The sequence below is a fragment of the Nocardiopsis sp. NPDC055879 genome, from assembly GCF_053615935.1.
Map to the genome: position 1 here is coordinate 89,639 of NZ_JBSHCT010000016.1, position 18,549 is coordinate 108,187.

At 68.6% G+C, this 18,549-nt stretch carries 18 protein-coding genes; 11 read left to right on the top strand and 7 right to left on the bottom strand.

Going from position 1 to position 18,549, the window contains the following annotated elements:
- Window positions 1-74 precede the first annotated feature (74 nt).
- The 5 genes from ACWGKS_RS19880 to ACWGKS_RS19900 form a co-directional block, all read right to left on the bottom strand.
- The gene (locus ACWGKS_RS19880; protein ID WP_358505265.1) at window positions 75-866 is read right to left on the bottom strand and encodes an SAM-dependent methyltransferase; all 792 of its coding nucleotides are present in this window, start codon (window positions 864-866) and stop codon (window positions 75-77) included.
- A 204-nt stretch (window positions 867-1,070) separates the two neighbouring features.
- The gene (locus tag ACWGKS_RS19885) at window positions 1,071-2,240 is read right to left on the bottom strand and encodes an alpha/beta hydrolase family protein (protein ID WP_358505262.1); all 1,170 of its coding nucleotides are present in this window, start codon (window positions 2,238-2,240) and stop codon (window positions 1,071-1,073) included.
- 162 nt (window positions 2,241-2,402) lie between these two features.
- Entirely contained in the window at window positions 2,403-3,047 is a 645-nt protein-coding gene (locus ACWGKS_RS19890) for a LutC/YkgG family protein (RefSeq protein ID WP_358505259.1), read from the bottom strand.
- Window positions 3,047-4,474, bottom strand: coding sequence for a lactate utilization protein B (locus tag ACWGKS_RS19895; RefSeq protein ID WP_358505256.1), 1,428 nt, complete (start codon window positions 4,472-4,474; stop codon window positions 3,047-3,049). Before ACWGKS_RS19895 ends, ACWGKS_RS19890 begins: the two co-directional genes overlap by 1 nt.
- Window positions 4,471-5,211, bottom strand: a complete 741-nt coding sequence (locus ACWGKS_RS19900) for a (Fe-S)-binding protein (RefSeq protein ID WP_358505253.1) — start codon at window positions 5,209-5,211, stop codon at window positions 4,471-4,473. Before ACWGKS_RS19900 ends, ACWGKS_RS19895 begins: the two co-directional genes overlap by 4 nt.
- A 159-nt stretch (window positions 5,212-5,370) precedes the next feature.
- Here ACWGKS_RS19900 and ACWGKS_RS19905 point away from each other — a divergent pair, with 159 nt between their 5' ends.
- Complete coding sequence (locus tag ACWGKS_RS19905; protein ID WP_358505250.1) at window positions 5,371-6,147, top strand: FadR/GntR family transcriptional regulator; 777 nt, start codon at window positions 5,371-5,373, stop codon at window positions 6,145-6,147.
- 43 nt (window positions 6,148-6,190) lie between these two features.
- Here ACWGKS_RS19905 and ACWGKS_RS19910 read toward each other — a convergent pair whose 3' ends face one another.
- Window positions 6,191-6,514, bottom strand: a complete 324-nt coding sequence (locus ACWGKS_RS19910) for a hypothetical protein (RefSeq protein WP_358505247.1) — start codon at window positions 6,512-6,514, stop codon at window positions 6,191-6,193.
- Window positions 6,515-6,678: 164 nt separating this feature from the next.
- On the opposite strand from ACWGKS_RS19910, the gene ACWGKS_RS19915 reads away from it, so the two are divergent.
- The 6 genes from ACWGKS_RS19915 (at window position 6,679) to ACWGKS_RS19940 (ending at window position 15,522) form a co-directional block, all read left to right on the top strand.
- Complete coding sequence (locus ACWGKS_RS19915) at window positions 6,679-7,548, top strand: ion transporter (protein ID WP_452523482.1); 870 nt, start codon at window positions 6,679-6,681, stop codon at window positions 7,546-7,548.
- Window positions 7,549-7,690: 142 nt separating this feature from the next.
- Window positions 7,691-9,379: a glucose-6-phosphate isomerase gene (pgi, locus tag ACWGKS_RS19920; protein WP_358505242.1), complete on the top strand. Its 1,689-nt coding sequence runs from the start codon at window positions 7,691-7,693 to the stop codon at window positions 9,377-9,379.
- A gap of 179 nt (window positions 9,380-9,558) precedes the next feature.
- On the top strand, window positions 9,559-10,584 hold the full coding sequence (locus ACWGKS_RS19925; protein ID WP_358505239.1) for an ABC transporter permease: 1,026 nt from the start codon (window positions 9,559-9,561) through the stop codon (window positions 10,582-10,584).
- Window positions 10,585-10,677: 93 nt separating this feature from the next.
- Window positions 10,678-12,492, top strand: a complete 1,815-nt coding sequence (locus ACWGKS_RS19930) for an ABC transporter substrate-binding protein (protein ID WP_358505237.1) — start codon at window positions 10,678-10,680, stop codon at window positions 12,490-12,492.
- Window positions 12,493-12,687: 195 nt separating this feature from the next.
- Window positions 12,688-13,701, top strand: coding sequence for an ABC transporter permease (locus tag ACWGKS_RS19935; protein ID WP_358505234.1), 1,014 nt, complete (start codon window positions 12,688-12,690; stop codon window positions 13,699-13,701).
- A 15-nt stretch (window positions 13,702-13,716) separates the two neighbouring features.
- Window positions 13,717-15,522: an ABC transporter ATP-binding protein gene (locus tag ACWGKS_RS19940; RefSeq protein ID WP_358505232.1), complete on the top strand. Its 1,806-nt coding sequence runs from the start codon at window positions 13,717-13,719 to the stop codon at window positions 15,520-15,522.
- A gap of 42 nt (window positions 15,523-15,564) precedes the next feature.
- Here the strand turns inward: ACWGKS_RS19940 and ACWGKS_RS19945 are convergent, their stop codons facing one another.
- Window positions 15,565-16,197, bottom strand: a complete 633-nt coding sequence (locus tag ACWGKS_RS19945; protein ID WP_358505229.1) for a TetR/AcrR family transcriptional regulator — start codon at window positions 16,195-16,197, stop codon at window positions 15,565-15,567.
- A 156-nt stretch (window positions 16,198-16,353) separates the two neighbouring features.
- Between ACWGKS_RS19945 and ACWGKS_RS19950 the strand changes: the two genes are divergently transcribed.
- The 4 genes from ACWGKS_RS19950 to ACWGKS_RS19965 all read left to right on the top strand — a co-directional run bounded on the left by ACWGKS_RS19950 (window position 16,354) and on the right by ACWGKS_RS19965 (window position 18,450).
- Window positions 16,354-16,740, top strand: a complete 387-nt coding sequence (locus tag ACWGKS_RS19950) for a hypothetical protein (protein ID WP_358505226.1) — start codon at window positions 16,354-16,356, stop codon at window positions 16,738-16,740.
- 152 nt (window positions 16,741-16,892) lie between these two features.
- Window positions 16,893-17,255: a GntR family transcriptional regulator gene (locus ACWGKS_RS19955; protein ID WP_358505223.1), complete on the top strand. Its 363-nt coding sequence runs from the start codon at window positions 16,893-16,895 to the stop codon at window positions 17,253-17,255.
- Between the two features lie 209 nt (window positions 17,256-17,464).
- Entirely contained in the window at window positions 17,465-17,962 is a 498-nt protein-coding gene (locus ACWGKS_RS19960; protein WP_358505221.1) for a hypothetical protein, read from the top strand.
- Between the two features lie 71 nt (window positions 17,963-18,033).
- Window positions 18,034-18,450 carry a hypothetical protein gene (locus ACWGKS_RS19965; protein WP_358505219.1) on the top strand — a complete coding sequence of 139 codons (417 nt, stop codon included), beginning with the start codon at window positions 18,034-18,036 and terminating at the stop codon, window positions 18,448-18,450.
- Window positions 18,451-18,549 lie beyond the last annotated feature (99 nt).

The window sequence follows — 18,549 nt, forward strand, 5'->3', positions numbered from 1 at the left end:
TCTCCCTGGTCGAAGGGGACCTGAACCGACAGGCCATCCTACCGGCCGGTACGGGTGGGCTTCGTCCGTGGATGTCAGGGCTTGCGGGCCACGCCTCCGTACTGGGCGGCCTCACGGATCTCTCCGACCCGTGACGGGTCGGGACGCCAGTAGGGGAGGGAGACGACGCCGGGCTCCAACAGCTCCAGACCCTCGAAGTAGGCCTCGACCTGCTCGGGGGAGCGCAGGTGGATGGGCAGGGCGGCGTTCTGGTTCCACGCGACGGCCGAGTCGATGATCTGCTGACTGGTGTTCGTGCTGTCGTTCAGCGCCAGGAAGCTCCCCGAGGGCAGCGCGTCCACGTAGGTGCGAACGAGGGCGTAGAGCTCGTCGTCGGCCGGGTAGTGCACGAGGGTGCCCATGAAGGTCAGCGCGATCGGTTGTGTGAAGTCCAGGTGTTCGCGTGCCTGGGCCAGCAACGCTTCGGGCTGGAGCAGGTCGGCGTCGATGTAGTGGGTGCTGCCCTCGGGGGTGCTGGTGAGCAGGGCTCGGGCGTGGGCCAACACCATGGGGTCGTTGTCCACGTAGACGACCTTGGCGTCCGGCGCGGCAGCCTGGGCGACCTGGTGGGTGTTGTTCGCGGTGGGCAACCCGGTCCCGACGTCGAGGAACTGGCGGACACCCTCTTCCTTGGCGAGGTGGGTGATGGAGCGGATGATGAACTGCCGGTCGGCCCGGGCGATCTCCACGATCTCGGGGAAGGCCTGTTCGATCTGCTCGCCCAGTTCACGGTCGACCGGGTAGTGGTCCTTCCCGCCGAGCCAGTAGTTCCATACCCGGGCGGAGTGGGGGACGGTCGAGTCGATGGCGGGGGTGGCGTCGGTCATGGGTTCCCTTCACGGTGGGCCGCCGTGGTGGCGGGGCAGCCGTATTCTCCCCCTGGGAAAGCGGATTCCACAAGGTCGAAAGCCTTACCCCATCGGGCTTTGAGGCTTCTCGCAGGTGGTGCGGCGCGGTGAACGGAAAAAGTGGGGGCGCCGGTACGTCAGGGTCGACGTGCCGGCGCCCCCACCGGCCGGCGGAGAAGGGCCTCACTCTTCCGGGCCCACCTCGACCAGCTCGGGATGGACGCTCTGCGGGTCGTCCAGGATCGGTTGCTCTCCGCCACGCAGGTGGTGGTCGAAGAACCCGGTGGAGTAGTCGCGCGTGAGCCGCACGCCGTGCTCGGGTTCCAGATCACCGAACTGTGCTCGCCACTGTTCCGGGGTGAGGAGTTCGCGCAGCCCCAACCGGTCCATGATCACGCCTCTGTCCAAGGCGTTGGAGTGACCCGAGTCGGTGACGCGGATCCACTGTCGCCAACCGGTCAGCCCCTCCCAACGCTCGTCCCATCCCTCCCAGGGGTTGCCCTGGTCGTTGGCGAGCAGTGCCAGGGGCCGGTTGATCTCACCCTCCAACTGGGAGGCGTAATAGGGCCCGTCCAGGTTGATTCCGGCGGCCACCCGATCCTCGTCCAACATGCTCTGGGCGACCGCGCTGCCTCCCCAGGAATGCCCGATCATGCCCACGGCCCCGGTGTTCAAAGTGGGCGACCATTCCAGGACCTCGCCCCTTTCCAGCTCGTCGAGCAGGAAGGTGACGTCGGCGGCGCGGGTGCGAGCACCCAGATCCCAGTCCTGGGCCTGGCAGCCGACGCACTCCTCGACCAGCCCGTCGGGGAACTCCACCGGGGCGGCCTCGTTCCGGTGGTCGATCCCCGCCACCGCGAATCCGTGCGAGGCCAACTCCGTGGCGAGCGAGGACGCCCACACCCGGGAGAGCCCGGAGCCGGGGGAGAACAACACCAGCGGCAGATCGGCCTCGTCGATGGGAGCGGTGTCCGGTGAGGTGTGCGTGTCCACCTGGATGAGTGACTCGGCGGGGAGGTCGTCCAGGTCGAGTTCGGCCAGGGTCGCCTCGGCCTCCGCCTCGGTCAGGTAAGGCGCCCGCTCCCCGGTGTCGGCCTCGGTCGGATACCACATCGTCACCATGAGTTCCCGGGCGCCGTCGACCCACGGATCCTCGCGCTCGTCGTCCATCAGGTGGAATTCGGTGCCGCCCACCGCGTATTCGCCGGTGGGTTCGGGCAGGGACACCCGGGGCGGAGTCGGGTGTCCTTCCTCGGCACCGGTCAGGACGGCGCTTTCCGCGCCGCAGCCGGCCACGGTGACCAGGCCGAGCACCCCGGCCAGGGCGCCGATCGTTCGTAGGGGGAATGCCATGCGATCCGTCCCTCGTGTCGACTCCGTTTCCGTCAACGCTAGGGATCCGGGGTCGGCTCGCACGAGAGGGCAGAGTGGAGGAGTGGTCGAGGTCGTGCCTCACCCACCGAGGTAAGGCACGCCCTACCTCGACCGCCCCCATCTGCGACGATCGGGCCGCTCTCAGACCCGGGTCTCCACCAACAACACCTCCAAGGTGCGCGGGCCGTGCACGCCCTCCACCCGGTTGAGTTCGATGTCGCTGGTGGCCGAGGGCCCACTGATCCAGGTGAGGGGCCGTGCCGGATCCAACCGACGCACCCCCTCCGGGACCCCGTCGACGACCTGGTCGGTCCGGACCACGCACAGGTGGTAGTCGGGGACCAGGGTCAGCGCCCGGCGGCCCTGGTCGGGGCCCGCGTCCAGGACGATGGTGCCCGTCTCGGCGATGGCCACCGCGCAACCGGTCACCACCCCGTCGGTGGCGTCCAGGTCGGCCGACGACAAGGGGGCGTCGGGCCCATCGCCCACACGTTCCACAGAGGATCCGGCCAGCCACTCCGGTGGCAACCCCGGTGGGACCACCACACGAGCCGCGCCACGCCGTTCCAGCGCAGCCGCGATCCGAACCGGAAGTTCTTCCTCCGGTACCCGCTCCACCAACGCCTTGTAGTCCAACAAACGATCCACCAGTACCTCCAGGGCGTCCCCCTCGAAGTGGCCGTCGGCGTAGGAGCGGCGTTGGTGACGCTCCACCGGCTCGTCGGCGGGCACGTCGGCCAACGCCGCGCGAACCCGCGCCAGTACACGTTCACGGGAGCCGCCCATCACCGGCCTTCCTCTCGTTCGTTCCACCATGAGCGGAAGGAGCCCTTGGGAATGTCGGGGATGTCCCGGGTGTCGGTCCACTTGCCCGCGAGCCCCGGCAGGTGCTCGGGCACCGCGCCGCGCACCACACCGGCCGCGCGCTGGACCGCGTCCAACGCCATCGAGGAACCGAACACCGCCTCTGCGCCCGCCATCATGGCCTTCTCGCCCAGGGGCGCGTCGGTGGACGCCACCTGTTCGCGCAGGTGCACCAGAACCTCGGGGATATCGATGGCCACCGGGCACACGTCGTAGCAGGCCCCGCACAGCGACGACGCGTACGGCAGCGCACGGTCCACCTCCGAGGACATCCCGCGCAGCTGAGGGCTGAGGATCGCACCGATCGGCCCCGGGTAGACCGAACCGTAGGCGTGCCCTCCGGTGCGTTCGTAGACCGGGCAGATGTTCAGGCACGCCGAGCACCGGATGCAGCGCAGCGCCTGGCGCCCCACGGTGTCGGCGAGCACGTCGGTGCGACCGTTGTCCAACAGCACCAGGTGGAAGTCCTGTGGCCCGTCCCCGGGCGTCACCCCTGTCCAGGTCGAGGTGTAGGGGTTCATCCGCTCACCGGTGGAGGAACGCGGCAACAACTGCATGAACACCTCGAGGTCGGACCACGTGGGCACGATCTTCTCGATGCCCACCACCGAGATGAGCGTCTCCGGCATGGTCAGACACATGCGCCCGTTGCCCTCCGACTCCAAGACCACGAGCGTGCCGGTGTCGGCCACCGCGAAGTTGGCGCCCGACACCGCCACCTTCGCGCGCAGGAACAACTCCCGTAGGTGGACCCGGGCGGCCTCGGCCAGCGCCCGCGGGTCATCGGTCAGGCCCTCCGGTGCGGGGACGCCCCACTCGGCCATCTTGTCCAGGAAGATCTCCCGGATCTGCGCACGACCCAGGTGGATGGCCGGCACCAGGATGTGGGACGGCAGGTCCTCGCCCAACTGCACGATCAGCTCGGCCAGGTCGGTCTCGTAGGCGGTGATGCCCGCAGCCTCCAGGGCGTTGTTGAGCTCGATCTCCTGGGTGGCCATCGACTTGACCTTGACCACCTCGGACTCACCGGTCCGTTTCACCAGGCGGGTGACGATCGCGTTGGCCTCGGTGGCGTCGGCCGCCCAGTGAACGGTTCCGCCCGCGCGGCGGACCGACTCCTCCAACTCCTCGAGGTAGTGGTCCAGGTGGCGCAGGGTGTGGGTCTTGATCGCCTCGCCTTCGGCACGCAGGTGCTGCCAGTCGTCGCCCAGTTCACCGACGACGGCGTCGCGTTTGCCGCGGATCGTGTGCGTGGCCTTGTGCAGGTTGTGCCGGGTGCGTGAATCCGCCACGGCGCCGCGGGCCGCCTCGGGAAAGGGCGGCATGCCCAGGAACGTCGCACTGCTCATAGGTTCGCGTACTCCTTCTCCGTGCTCGCCAGGATCTCCGCGATGTGGGTGATCCGCATGCCCGACCGTTGCCGCGACAGCGTTCCGCCGATGTGCATCAGACATGAGTTGTCCACCGCGCACAGCACCTCGGCGCCGGTCTCCACAGCGTGGCGTGCCTTGTCGAATCCCATCGCGGCGGACACGTCGCCGTTCTTGACCGAGAACGTTCCGCCGAATCCGCAGCACTCGGTGGCCCCGGGCAGTTCCAACAACTCAAGGCCGCGTACCGCGCGCAGCAGCCGGTAGGGGCGGTCGCCCAGACCCAGGAACCGCAACCCGTGACAGGTGGGGTGGTAGACCACCTTGTGCGGGTAGTACGCGCCCACGTCGGTCACCTGGAGCACGTCCACGAGGAACTCGGTGAGGTCGTACACGCGAGGTCCCAGGTCGGCCATCTTCCGGGACAGTCGGCTGCCGGTGCGGCCCAGCTTCGGATAGTGGTCCCGCACCATGGCCGCGCACGAGGCGGACGGGACCACGACGGCGTCGGCCCCATCGAAGGTCTGGACGAAGCGCACCGCGAGGCGGGCCGCGGGCCTTCGGTAGCCGGTGTTGTAGTGCATCTGGCCGCAGCAGGTCTGGCCGGCGGGGAAGACCACTTCGTGACCCAGCCGCTCCAGCAACCGCACGACCGCGCGGCCGGTATCGGGGAAGAGCGTGTCGTTGACGCAGGTGATGAACAACGCGATCCGCATGTGCCTCCTTCGTGCCCCATCGGTCCCACTCGATGATGATGCGGGGCTCGACGCCGACGGGGCGCTCGACGCGCCGCGTATACGGGACGCCGAGTGGTCCGACCACTGTGCAGCAACTTGATGCCGTGGGCAAGAGGGGCGATGCGCCGAGCGGATAGGATGTCAGCGTGTTCACAGCGACAAAGGTGGGGGAGACGCGTGGTTGACGGAGTGCGCACGCCGGTCGCGCAGCGGACGGTCGAGCAGATCAAGGCGATGATCTCGACGGGAGAGGTAGGACCTCAACAGCGATTGCCCACGGAACGCGACCTTTCGGCGCGCTTCGGCGTCTCCCGCGGCTCGGTGCGCGAGGCCATCCGCATCCTCACCACACTCGGCGTCCTGGAGGTCCGCCATGGCGCGGGCGTGTACGTCACCGCTTTGCGTCCCGACGACCTCCTGGAGGCCTTCGGGGTCCTCTCGGAGGTCTCCCCTGACCCCACCCTGCTGGAGGTATTGCAGGTGCGGCGGATGATCGAACCCGCCGCCACCGCCATCGCCGCGGCCCGCGCCACCGATGAGGACCTGAAGCGCATCGGCGAGATGCTGGACCGGTTGGAGGACACCGACCGCTCCGCCGAACCGGGCGACTCCGGTGCCTTCGACCTCGGTTTCCACCGCGGGATCGTGGCGTGCGCCGGCAACGCCACCCTGACAGCCGTGCACGCCGGGCTCTCCTCGCCCACCCTCAACGAACGGGTCTGGGCCGGCCACGACGCCGCAGGCATCGCCCGGGACCTGTACGAGGACCACCGGCGCATCCTGGAGGCCCTCCGCGATCGCGACCCCGAGGCCGCGCGGGCGACGGCGACCGCCCACGTCTTGCGGGTGGAACGTTGGCTGCGTTCCCACCTGCGCTCCGTGGGTACCTCGCTCGGGGGCGAACCCGAACGCTGAGGGCCCTTGACACCGAGCCCCACAAGGGGCGTCGAGCGAGCGCTCACCCCTCCAGGCGGCGTTCCACGCGTTCGGCGTACTGTTCGGCGCGCAACAGACGGGACGTCTCCTCGCGGCTCCGAGCCGGCGGGTTCTCATCCTCGGTTCCGGTGGCCTCATCCGGAACCTCCTGACGCGTCTCCGCGTCTATACCGAGTACCTCGTGGTCATCGATCTCCTCGATGTGGTAGTCGTTCGGGTGCTCCTCCAGGTACTCCGCCACGGCGGTGTCCTGGTCCGGGGCTCCCACGTCCATCTCGGCGTCGACGTCGTCGATGTCCTCGGCGTCCCCGCCGGGTTCTCCGGTCGTGTTCGCGGATTCCGTCACAGGCGGCCCCCTCGCCTCGGTTCCCTACATCGATCATGCCCGTTTCCGCCGGTGGGCACCAGTGGGCCGTGTACCGAGGGCGACGAGGATGAATCGAGGCGCAGTGTGCGGCGGTAGGATTTTTCGTCGCCTGTCCGACATGAAGAGACGGAGTTCCCCTCCTAGTGACCGCACGCGAACGGGTCCGATCCCTGGTCGACGCATTCTGGTTCCAGACCGGAGTCATCACCCTCATCCTGATCAACGCCGTCATCCTCGGCTTCGAGACGTCCAAATCGGTGATGGAGGCACACGGTGACCTGCTCACCGGTATCGACAGGGTGATCCTGACCCTGTTCGTCGTCGAGTTGACCCTACGGATCTTCGCGTACCGCAAGGACTTCCTGCGCGACGCCTGGGGCTGGTTCGACGTGATCATCATCGGTATCGCGCTGTTGCCGGCCACCGGACCGTTCGCGGTGCTGCGGGTGCTCCGGGTCCTACGGGTCCTGCGGTTGTTGTCGGTGATACCGACCCTGCGACACGTGGTGGCGGGCCTCTTCCGTGCCCTGCCGGGCATGGTCTCCATCATGGTGCTGGTGGCGCTGCTGCTCTACGTGTCGGCTGTGATGGCCACCAAGCTCTTCGGCGACGACACCCCCCGCTACTTCGGTGACCTGTGGACGTCCCTGTTCACCCTCTTCCAGATCTTCACCGCGGACGGTTGGGGGAACATCGCCAAGGAGGTCATGAAGGCCCAACCCCTGGCATGGGTCTTCTTCGTGGTCTTCGTGCTGGTGTCCACGCTCATCGCGCTCAATTTGTTCATCGCCGTCGCGGTGGAGGCGCTCGACAAGGCGGGACACGAGGAACGCGAGGCCGGCGGTGGGGGCGGCGAGTCGGGCCAGGGCGCGAGGGGACCCGATGGTGGCCCCCAAAGCGGCCCCGACGAGGGGCAACGCCAGATCCTCGTCGAACTGCGGTCCCTGCGCGAGGAGATCGCCCGCCTGCGCGAGCCGCGCAACGACCAGAGCGGTGATCGCAGCCCCGTCTGACCTTCTCCACCCGCACGGTCCACGACGTCGACCCCTTTCGTGGGAAGGTAGGGGCACAGCCACCGATTCCCGGGCGCGGCGCGTGGGCCGGGCGACCGTGGACCCGCGCACACCCGGAGCATGGACGACGAGGAGTCACCGGATGTCTGCCAGCACACCCCTGCCGTCGACCGAGGGCACCGGCGATCAGGCCTGCACTCCGCTGGACCGCAGGGACGAGTGGGTCCGCCTGCGTGAGCACCGCGCCGGGCTGGGCGAGACCCATCTGCGCGGGCTCTTCGCCGACGACCCGAAGCGGGCCGAACGTTACGGCCTCGACGTGGGTTCGCTGCACGTCGACTACTCCAAGAACCTCGTCACCGACCGGACTTTGGGGTTGCTGACCGACCTGGCCGCCGCCACCGGGGTGACCGGGCTGCGCGACGCCATGCTGCGCGGTGAACGCATCAACGTCACCGAGGACCGTGCCGTCCTGCACACCGCTCTGCGCGCGCCCCGAGAGCAGGTCATCCGAGCCGACGGCCGGGACGTGGTCCCCGAGGTGCACGAGGTCTTGGACAAGATGGCGGGCTTCGCCGAGAAGGTGCGCTCGCGCGCCTGGCTCGGGCACACCGGCAGGCCGGTGACCCGCGTGATCAATATCGGTATCGGCGGCTCCGACCTGGGCCCGGCCATGGCCTACGAGGCGCTTCTGCCCTACACCGACCGCGGCCTGGAGTTCCGGTTCGTCTCCAACGTGGACGGCGCCGACCTGAACGAGGCGCTCATCGACGCCGACCCCGAGCACACCCTGTTCGTGGTGGCCTCCAAGACCTTCACCACCATCGAGACCATCACCAACGCCACCGTCGCCCGTGATTGGCTGCTCGAAGGGCTCGGCGCCGGTGACGACGCGATCGCCCGTCACTTCGTGGCCGTGTCCACCAACGCCGAAGAAGTCGCGAAGTTCGGTATCGACACCGCCAACATGTTCGAGTTCTGGGACTGGGTGGGTGGCCGTTACTCCTACGACTCCGCCATCGGCCTCTCCCTCATGGTGGCGATCGGACCGGAGTCCTTCCGGGAGATGCTCGCCGGGTTCCACCTCATGGACACCCACTTCGCCACCGCACCGGTCGAACGCAACCTGCCGTTCCTGCTCGGGCTCCTCGGCGTCTGGTACGGCGGCTTCTTCGACGCCCAGTCGCACGCCGTGCTGCCCTACAGCCACCACATGGCGCGTTTCCCCGCCTACCTGCAACAGCTCGACATGGAGTCGAACGGCAAGTCGGTCCAACGTGACGGGCGTCCCGTCACCTGGCAGACCGGTCCGGTGGTGTGGGGGACCCCCGGCACCAACGGTCAGCACGCCTACTTCCAGCTGTTGCACCAGGGCACCCGTTTCGTTTCGGCCGACCTGATCGGTTTCGCCCGACCGGCCCTCGACCTGGCCGAGTCGCTGGTGCCCCAACACGACCTGCTGATGGCCAACATGTTCGCGCAGGGGCAGGCCCTGGCCTTCGGCCGCACCGAGGAGGAGGTAGCCGCCGAGGGGGTGAGCCCCGAACTGGTGCCGCACCGTTCCTTCTCGGGTGACCGGCCCACCACCACGATCCTCGCCGAACGGCTCGACCCCTCCACCCTGGGTCAGCTCGTGGCCCTCTACGAGCACAAGGTGTTCGTGCAGGGGGCGGTGTGGAACATCAACTCCTTCGACCAGTGGGGGGTCCAGCTCGGCAAGGTCCTGGCCAAGAAGGTGGAGCCCGCGCTCACCGAGGGCGCCGAGGTGCCCGGCCTGGACGCCTCGACCGAAGCGCTGGTCCTTCGCTACCGGGACCTGCGCGGCCGCTGACGGCCGAACGGGCGAACCACCGAACAAACGAACCGCTCACGAGGGCTCGGGTCGGGCATTTCCCAAAAGGGGGTGCCCGGCCCGTTCGTCTTCGGCGCGGACACTGGAAACCCTCACGACCACTGATGCACACTCTGCGTGGTGATGTAGTCACTACTGGAGATCGGGGGTGGGGGTACATGACCACACCGATGGACGTGCCCGAGTCGTCCCAACACGCCGACCCGGAAGCCGTCGCGGCGGGTGCCGAGGGTGCCGCCGGCAGATCCCTGCGCCAGATCGCCTGGCGACGCTTCCGCAGGGACAAGGTCGGCATGGCCGGCGGCGTCATCGTCATCCTGCTCATCCTCATCGCGTTGTGCGCGCCGTTGCTCGCAGCCTGGTTCGGTCACCCGCCCAACCAGTTCAACCAGGGGCTCGTCGACCCGCTCACCGGCGGTGTGCTGCGCGACCCCGGCAACACCACCCAAGGACTCGACCCCTGGGGCGGCATCAGCGCCGAACACCTTCTGGGGGTCGAACCCGTCAACGGGCGCGACCTGTTCAGCCGCATCGTCTACGGTGCGCGGACCTCACTGCTGGTCGCCACCGTCGCCACCGTGGTGTGCGTGGTCATCGGTACCGTCCTCGGCATCCTCGCCGGCTACTTCGGTGGTTGGGTCGACACCGTCATCAGCCGCACCATGGACATCTTCCTCGCCTTCCCGCTGCTGCTGTTCGCCATCGCCCTGGTCGGTGTCATCCCCGACGGGGCCTTCGGCCTGGAGGGCAACTACCTGCGCATCGGTGTCCTGGTGTTCATCATCGGGTTCTTCAACTGGCCCTACATCGGCCGCGTCGTGCGCGGACAGACCCTCACCCTCAAGGAACGCGAGTTCGTGGAGGCCTCCCGCAGCCTGGGGTCCGGCAACACCCACATCGTCTTCCGCGAGATCCTGCCCAACCTCATCACCCCGATCCTCGTCTACTCCACCCTGCTGATCCCCACCAACATCCTCTTCGAGGCGGCCCTGAGCTTCCTGGGGGTGGGCATCAACCCGCCCATGGCGACCTGGGGCGGCATGCTGGAGAACGCGCTGCGCTTCTACACCACGTCACCGCACTTCGTGATCGTCCCGGGTCTGGCCATCTTCATCACCGTCCTGGCGTTCAACCTCTTCGGTGACGGTCTGCGCGACGCCTTCGACCCGCGTTCCTCCGACTGAACGACCCCGTCTATGGTCGTCACGGTCGGTACCCACCCACTCACAGGGACGTGCTCCGCACTCCATCACCACCGAATCCCACCAGGAGGCAAGGTGACCACCCATCACTTCACGCGTCAGGGGCCGCCCCGATGGTCCGGCGTGCTCCGACGAATCATGGCGCCCGCCGCGGCCGGCACCGCCCTGGCCCTGGTCCTGTCCGCCTGTGGCGGCGCGGGCGGGGGAGGCGGGGCGGGACAGTCCGACGCCGAGTTCAACGAGGGCGAGACCGCCGTCGTCAACCCCTCCGACGAGACCGGCGGAACCCTGCGCTACGCCATCTCCGCCGACTTCGACTCACCGGACCCGGGCAACACCTACTACGCGTTCGTGTGGAACTTCTCCCGCTACTACGCCCGCACCCTGCTGACCTACACCGAGGCCCCCGGCGAACAGGGCGTGGAGCTCCAGCCCGACCTCGCCGAGGAGATGCCCGAGGGAAACGAGGACTCCACGGAGTGGACGGTCCGCCTCAAGGAGGGCCTGCGCTTCGAGGATGGCTCGGAGATCACCGCCCAGGACGTCAAATACGCCATCGCGCGCAGCAACTTCGGCGACCAGGCACTTCCCAACGGACCCAAGTACTTCCAGGAACTGCTCGCCGACAGCGACGACTACGAGGGCCCCTACGCCAACGAGGACGACCCGCTCGAAGGGTTCGACGGGATCGAGACCCCGGACGACCACACCCTGATCTTCCACCTGAACACGAGCTTCTCGGAGTTCCCGTACGTGCTCATCCAGCCGCAGACCGCGCCGGTGCCCGCCGACGCCGACCGTGGTGAGCAGTACCAGAGCAACGTGGTCTCCTCCGGGCCCTACAAGTTCGACGGAGAGTACCGGCCCGGCGCGTCCCTGAACCTGGTGCGCAACGAGGAGTGGGACCCCGAGACCGACCCGATCCGCAAGGCTCTGCCGGACCGGGTCGAGGTGCAGTTGGGCGTCGACCAGAACGAGATCGACCAGCGTCTGGTCAACGGCGAACTCGACGTCGACCTGGGCGGCACCGGTGTGGGCCCGGCCATGAAGGGCACCCTGATCACCGACGAGGCCGAGCGCCACAACATCGACAACCCGCAGACCAGCACCCTGCGCTACGTCAACGTCAACACCGTCATCGAACCCCTGAACGACCCCGCCTGCCGCGAAGCCATCATGTACGCGGCCGACCGGGACGCCCTGCAGCGCGCCTGGGGTGGCGACACCGGCGGTGACATCGCCACCCAGATCATGCCCACGTCCTTGCCCGGGGCGGACCCGAGCATCGACCTGTACCCGTCCGAGGACAACAAGGGCGACCTGGAGATGGCACAGGAGAAGTTGGAGGAGTGCGGGCAGCCCGACGGGTTCTCCACCTCCATCGGCGCTCGCGCCGACCGCCCCGCCGACGTGAGCACCGCCGAGGCGCTCCAGCAGGCGTTGGCCCGGGTGAACATCGAGACGGAGATCAAGCAGTACCCCTCCGACACCTTCACCAACACCCAGGCGGGTTCCCCGGACTTCGTGCACGACAACGACCTGGGTCTGACCGTCTACGGGTGGGCTCCGGACTGGGCCAGCGGTTACGGCTTCATGAGCAAGATCCTGGACGGTGACTCCATCCAGGAGGCGGGCAACTCCAACATCGCCGAGCTGGACGACGACCAGATCAACGAGTGGTTCGACGAGGTCGTCTCCGAGGAGGACCCCGACGCCAGGGCCTCGATCTACACCCAGATCGATGAGCGGGCCATGGAGCAGGCCGCGATCCTGCCGGCGGTGTTCGAACGTACGGTGCTGTACCGGCCGGCCAACCTGACCAACGTGTACTACCACGCGGGCTACAGCATGTACGACTACATGAGTCTGGGCACCGGCAACACCGACTGACCGGTGTGACGGGTTCGAGGGCGGCGGTCTCCTGGAGGGGCGCCGCCCTCGGCATGCCGGGCGCCCGCGTACACGCCGGTCACTAGCCGTGAACGCCTGGTTTCCGTGGGTTAGTGTTTGGCTTCGGGGGTGGAGTCACCATCGCCCCGGGCCAGGGCCCCGGGGCTCGGGTACCGACGATAGAAAGCACGCGCCATGCTGACCTACATCCTGCGCCGACTGGGCGCCGGGCTGCTGCTCTTGGCCGTGGTCACCATGGTCACCTTCGCCATCTTCTACGTGGTGCCGCGATGGGCGGGCCGCACCACCGAACAACTCGCCACCATGTACGTGGGGCGGGCTCCCACCCCGGAGGCCATCCAGGCCACCATCGAACGGCTGGGGCTGGACCAACCGATCGCCGTGCAGTTCGGCGAGTTCGTCCGCGGTATCTTCTTCGGAGCCCAGTACCGGTTCGGCGGCCAGACCATCGAGTGTGCCGCCCCCTGCTTCGGTTACTCCTTCCAGACCTACCAGGAGGTCTTCCCCGAGATCCTGGCCCGGCTCCCGGTGACCGGGTCGTTGGCCCTGGGCGCCGGCGTCATCTGGCTGGTCGGCGGGATCGCGGTGGGCGTGATCTCCGCGGTGTGGAAGGGCAGCCTCTTCGACCGACTGGCGATGGCGGTGGCCCTGGCCGGGGTGTCGCTGCCGATCTTCTTCACCGGTCTGCTCGCCCTGGCCTTCCTCGTGCATTCCTGGGGTCTGTTCGGGACCCCCGGGTACGTTCCCTTCACCCAGGACCCGTTCGGCTGGGTCCAGGGGCTACTGCTGCCCTGGCTGACACTCGCGTTCCTGCACGCGGCCATGTACGCCCGCCAGACCCGCGCCGGCATGCTGGAGGCGCTCAGCGAGGACTACATCCGCACGGCCCGGGCCAAGGGGCTGAGCGAGAGCAAGGTGGTGCTCAAGCACGCCCTGCGCCCTACCTTGACCCCCATCGTCACCATCTTCGGCCTCGACCTGGGGCTGGTCCTGGGCGGCGCGGTCCTGACCGAACAGGTCTTCTCGTTGAACGGCATCGGTCGGTACGCCGTACAGGCCATCACCCAGAGCGACCTTCCGGTGATCCTCGGCGTGACCCTGTTCGGCGCGTTCTTCATCGTCATCTGCAACCTGATCGTGGACCTGGTGTACCCGCTGATCGACCCGCGTGTGCGCATCCACGGCTGAAGAGAGGCGCCCTACATGAGTGAATCCGCTCCCGCCGCCACGGTCGTGCGCGTGGACGACCTGCGGGTGACGTTCCCGACGATGGACGGTGAGGTCCGCGCGGTGGACGGATTGTCCTTCGAAGTCCCGGCCGGAGGAGGGCTGGGCATCGTGGGCGAGTCGGGTTCGGGCAAGAGCGTGACCTCCCTGGCCCTGATGGGTCTGCACCGGGGCACCCGCGCCGAGATCACCGGCGGGATCGAGGTGGTGGGCAACGACGTGGTGGCCGCCTCCGACAAGCGACTCCGTCGGATGCGCGGCAACGACATCGCGATGGTCTTCCAGGACCCGATGCAGTCGCTGCACCCGCAGTACACGATCGGTAACCAGCTCATCGAGGCGTTGCGGGTGCACCGGTCACAGGTGTCGCGATCGAAGGCGCGCGAGCGGGCGATCGAGTCGCTGGAGCGCGTCGGCATCCCCGAACCGGCCAAACGGATCAACTCCTACCCGCACGAGTTCTCCGGCGGCATGCGTCAACGCGTCCTCATCGCCATGGGGTTGATGTGCGACCCCAAGGTGCTGCTGGCCGACGAACCCACCACCGCGCTGGACGTGACCGTCCAGGCCCAGATCCTGGACCTGCTCGACGAGCTGCGCCGTGACCTGAACATGGGCCTCATTCTCGTCTCACACGACCTGGCCGTCGTGGCCGGTTCGGTGGACGAGGTCGTGGTGATGCGTCACGGCCGGGCGGTGGAACGCGGCGACGTGCGCCACGTGCTGTCCGAACCCGAGCACCCCTACACCCAGGCGTTGCTGGACGCGGTGCCGCGTGTGGAGGTCTCCCGGGCCCAGCGTCGCGCCCGGGACCGCGCCGACCGAAAGGAGCGGGAAAGCGGGGGAAAACCGCCCCGCACCGTGCGGGAGGGGGCCGAGGAACCGGCCGGTGGGGCAACCGCTTTCCCAGCTTTTTCCTCGGCTACCGAGGGCGCCGGCAAGGGCGAGCCGCTGCTTCGGGTGAGCGACCTCTCGCAGAGCTTCAAGGTCCGCGGGGGACTGTTGGGCCGCTCCAGCGACTTCTGGGCGGTCAAGGGGGTGAGCTTCGAGCTGCGCCAGGGCGAGACCCTGGGCATCGTGGGTGAGTCCGGTTCGGGCAAGAGCACCCTCTCCCGCATGATCATGCGTCTGTTGGAGCCCACCGCGGGGACCGTGGAGTTCCAGGGACGCGACATCACCCACCTGCCGGAGCGGCGCATGCGCCCGCTGCGCAAGCAGATCCAGATGGTGTTCCAGAACCCCTACTCCTCGCTGAACCCGCGGCTGACCATCGGTGAGAGCATCGGCAGCGCCCTGAAGGTGCAGGGTGAACGCGACGGCAAGAAGATCCGCGTCCGTGTCCAGTCGCTGTTGGAGAGGGTGGGCCTGGAGCCCGAGCACTACAACAGGTTCCCGCACGCGTTCTCCGGTGGTCAGCGTCAGCGCATCGCCATCGCCCGCGCGCTGATCCTCAAGCCCAAGCTGATCATCTGCGACGAGCCGGTCTCCGCGCTGGACGTGTCCACGCAGGACCAAGTGCTGCGTCTGCTCTCGGAGTTGCAGGACGACTTCGGTCTGACCTACATCTTCGTGGCCCACGACCTGGCGGTCGTGCGTCAGGTCAGTGACCGCGTCGCGGTCATGCGCAAGGGCGAGGTGGTGGAGATGGGCGACAGCGACGGCATCTACGAGAACCCGCGGAGCGACTACACCCGGCAGTTGCTCACCGCGGCCCCGGTCCTGGACCCCGACGAGGCCCGCAGGCTGCGCGCCGAACGCGTGCGACAACGCGTCGCCGGCTGAACGGTGACAGTGGCCGTGGGGCAGGGGCGCGAGGCGGATCGGTCAGGAGGCGCCGAGCCCTCGCAGAAGCGCTCGCAGACCGAAGAGGAAGCGGGCCAGGGCCTCGACCTCACCGGGGGAGTCATCGCGGCCCTCGTAGCGCACCTGGTGTCCCACGGAACCCAGACAGTACGCGAGGAGGGAGTCACGCCCCCGGGCCACGTCGTCTCCGGACAATCCGGCCTCCTCCAGGGCCGCGTCCAACATGGCGACGGTGCGCTGCTCGGCCAGGGTCAACGGCGCCCGGTGCATCAGCAGCGACATCGCGCCCGAGTAGGTCAGGAGCCGGGTGCGGTAGGACTCGGCCCACGCCGTGATCCGGCGGTCCCACGACAGGTTCTCGACCCGGTCCGGGTCCTCCTCGGCGATCCCGGCGGCGGGCAGCTCCTCTTCCTCGGGCCCTTGACCCTCGGTCAGGCCGCTCACCACCCGAGCGGTGGTGACATAGGCGGCGATGGCGTTGAACAGCTGTTCCTTGCCCCTGGGGAAGTGATGGTAGATCGCCATGGCCTCCACCTCCAGGGCGTCGCCCAGCCGGCGCATGGACAGGCCGCCCAGGCCACGTCCGGCGATGATGTGCAAGGCCTCCACGATGATGCGCTCGCGGCTGAGCCCTGCGTTGTTCCTACTGACCACGGGTTCCTCCGGGGGCTCGAGGGGATCTACTGAGTAAGGTGACAGGTCGGGTCGGTGAACGCCCGCACCGACCCGCGCCCCGGGTCGCGGGATGATCCTCGTCACCTCTAGAGTTGCGGCGAGACCGCCGATGTTACGCCCGATGGAGAGCGCAAGATGCGAGTTCCCAAGCAGGACAGGACCCAGGCGCGCGAGAGGCTCGCTCGCGACCAGGAGTTGGCCGACCGACTGCCCGAGCTTCTCAAGAGCGTGTCCGAGACCGAGGACGCCCTGGATTCGGCTCATCGGCACAACGCTCCCGTGGAGGAGCTCCGTGACCGCGGATTGGCCCTGGACACCGCGCTCACCGACGCCATGCGCGCGGCCTACGCGCACGAACGCGTCCTCGTCGGCCCCAAGGGGTACGTCGACCGCATCCAGCGTCGCAAGCGCATGGCCCGCCCCGGGGTCAAGCGGGCCACGCAGGTCGCGGAGCGTCTGCTCACCGAACGCGAGGCCCACCGTCTGCACGGCATCCAGCGGGTGCCGCGCCGCGTGGTCTGACCCACGCCCCGCACGGGCCCTTCGCCCCGATCGTGGACGCGGGGCCCGTGCGGCCGCCCCGAGTGGTCGATCGGTGGGCGATAGGTTGGGGTGGCGTGCCCGGTCGAGACCGGGCCGGGAGCAGGCGATCCACGTAGGGAGCGAAAAGGGACATGGCGGATTTCATCCGCATTGATCCGGTGTCGAAGGTACCGCCCTACGAACAGATCAGGGCCTTGGTCGCGATCGCGGCCGCCAACGGTGAACTTCCGGTCGGATACCGGTTGCCGACGGTACGGGCCCTGGCCGGAGAACTCGCGGTCGCCGTCAACACCGTCGCCCGTGCCTACCGCGAGCTGGAGCAGGCCGGAGTGGTGGAGACACGCGGCCGTTCGGGTACCTTCGTGGCGGCGGCCGGCGATGACCAACGCGCCGAAGCGCTCGCCGCGGCACGGGTATATGCCGAGGTCATCACCAGGGTGGGTCTGGACCATGACGAGGCCGTCGAGATCCTGCGGGCGGCCCTGGACGGTTGAGGCGCCCCGATGGGAGACGGCGTCGGCTTCGGTGGAGCCCCCGACGGGCACGACGCATTCCGGGCACTCGTGGTTCCACCGCGTAGTGGTGATGACCATAACCGGACGAAAGCGCTCACACCCCCCTGAACTGCGAAGACAGAGGCTAATCTCGTAGTGGCGCCGTTCCCCTGACGGCGCCGGCAAGAAAAATCCCCCAAGGAGGCCCCATGAACAGGAGATCCGGCGGAGGACGGTCATCGGGAGGACGCTCCGGTGGCGGTCGTTCGGGTGGAGGCCGCTCGGGCGGTGGTCGTTCGGGCGGTGGTCGTTCGGGCGGAAGCCGCTCCTCAGGTGGCTTCAGCGGGCGCCGGGCGGGTGGTTCCTCCCGTTCCGGTGGCGGCTTCAGCTCACGTAGTGGCCGATCGGCCCGTGGCGGAGCCGCGCGCTCCGGTGGCGGTTTCAACTCCCGGAGCGGTCGCCCGGCTCGGCCGGCACGTACCCCCAGGTCCGCCAGACCCTCACGGGCGACCCGGTCCAACCCCGCCTACGTGGTCGCGCCGTCCTCCGGGTACCGGCGCCGCTGGTACGGCGGAAACCGGCACCACTACGACGACGGACACGGTTACGCCCCGCGCCGCCGAGGCGGCGGCATCGCCTCCGCGATCGGCTGCCTGGCGTTCGCCGTGGTGGTGTTGGCCGTGGTCATCGTCTTCGCCGTCCTGTGACCCGCACGGTCCCCGCTCGGCCGTCGGATCCTTCCCCCACCGCACATCACGAGTAGGAACGAGCACCACCCGTGTCGCACCCCCGAACCAACCTTCGTGTTCTGTCCCTGGTCGCCGGCGCCCTGGCCCTGCCGCTGGCACTGAGCGCCTGTTCGGGTGATCGGGCCGAGATCGACGCGGCCTGCGCCGACATCCAGGCCAACATCTCCGCGGTCGACATGGCGGCGTCCAGCATCGAGCAGGACGTCCTCGTCGACGGGGTGTCCTACCAGGATCAGCACGCCGACGAACTGGTCGCCCACCTGGACGACGTCGAACGTCTGGAGGAGGTCGCCCGCGGCGACCAGCGCGATGACGCCACCGAGCGGGCCGACGCCGTCGACGCCATTCTGGCGGAGCTGGACAACGGGGACGAGGCCGGACTGGCGGACGCCCTGGAGTGGACCGCGGAGACGCACGACATGATCCTGCGGGCCTGCGGCTTCTAGGGAGTGGAACAGGGCGGGGGGGGGGCCCGCCAGGTGCCCCCCCCCCCCCCCCCCACCCCCAAACCCCCCCCCCCCCCCCCGCGCCCCCCCCCCCCCCCG

Bases quoted from the DNA above. Each gene is read 5' to 3' on its own strand.
- ACWGKS_RS19880 (WP_358505265.1), bottom strand. From the start codon at position 866: ATGACCGACGCCACCCCCGCCATCGACTCGACCGTCCCCCACTCCGCC.
- ACWGKS_RS19885 (WP_358505262.1), bottom strand. From the start codon at position 2,240: ATGGCATTCCCCCTACGAACGATCGGCGCCCTGGCCGGGGTGCTCGGC.
- ACWGKS_RS19890 (WP_358505259.1), bottom strand. From the start codon at position 3,047: ATGGGCGGCTCCCGTGAACGTGTACTGGCGCGGGTTCGCGCGGCGTTG.
- ACWGKS_RS19895 (WP_358505256.1), bottom strand. From the start codon at position 4,474: ATGAGCAGTGCGACGTTCCTGGGCATGCCGCCCTTTCCCGAGGCGGCC.
- ACWGKS_RS19900 (WP_358505253.1), bottom strand. From the start codon at position 5,211: ATGCGGATCGCGTTGTTCATCACCTGCGTCAACGACACGCTCTTCCCC.
- ACWGKS_RS19905 (WP_358505250.1), top strand. From the start codon at position 5,371: ATGTCAGCGTGTTCACAGCGACAAAGGTGGGGGAGACGCGTGGTTGAC.
- pgi (WP_358505242.1), top strand. From the start codon at position 7,691: ATGTCTGCCAGCACACCCCTGCCGTCGACCGAGGGCACCGGCGATCAG.
- ACWGKS_RS19925 (WP_358505239.1), top strand. From the start codon at position 9,559: ATGACCACACCGATGGACGTGCCCGAGTCGTCCCAACACGCCGACCCG.
- ACWGKS_RS19935 (WP_358505234.1), top strand. From the start codon at position 12,688: ATGCTGACCTACATCCTGCGCCGACTGGGCGCCGGGCTGCTGCTCTTG.
- ACWGKS_RS19940 (WP_358505232.1), top strand. From the start codon at position 13,717: ATGAGTGAATCCGCTCCCGCCGCCACGGTCGTGCGCGTGGACGACCTG.
- ACWGKS_RS19950 (WP_358505226.1), top strand. From the start codon at position 16,354: ATGCGAGTTCCCAAGCAGGACAGGACCCAGGCGCGCGAGAGGCTCGCT.
- ACWGKS_RS19955 (WP_358505223.1), top strand. From the start codon at position 16,893: ATGGCGGATTTCATCCGCATTGATCCGGTGTCGAAGGTACCGCCCTAC.
- ACWGKS_RS19960 (WP_358505221.1), top strand. From the start codon at position 17,465: ATGAACAGGAGATCCGGCGGAGGACGGTCATCGGGAGGACGCTCCGGT.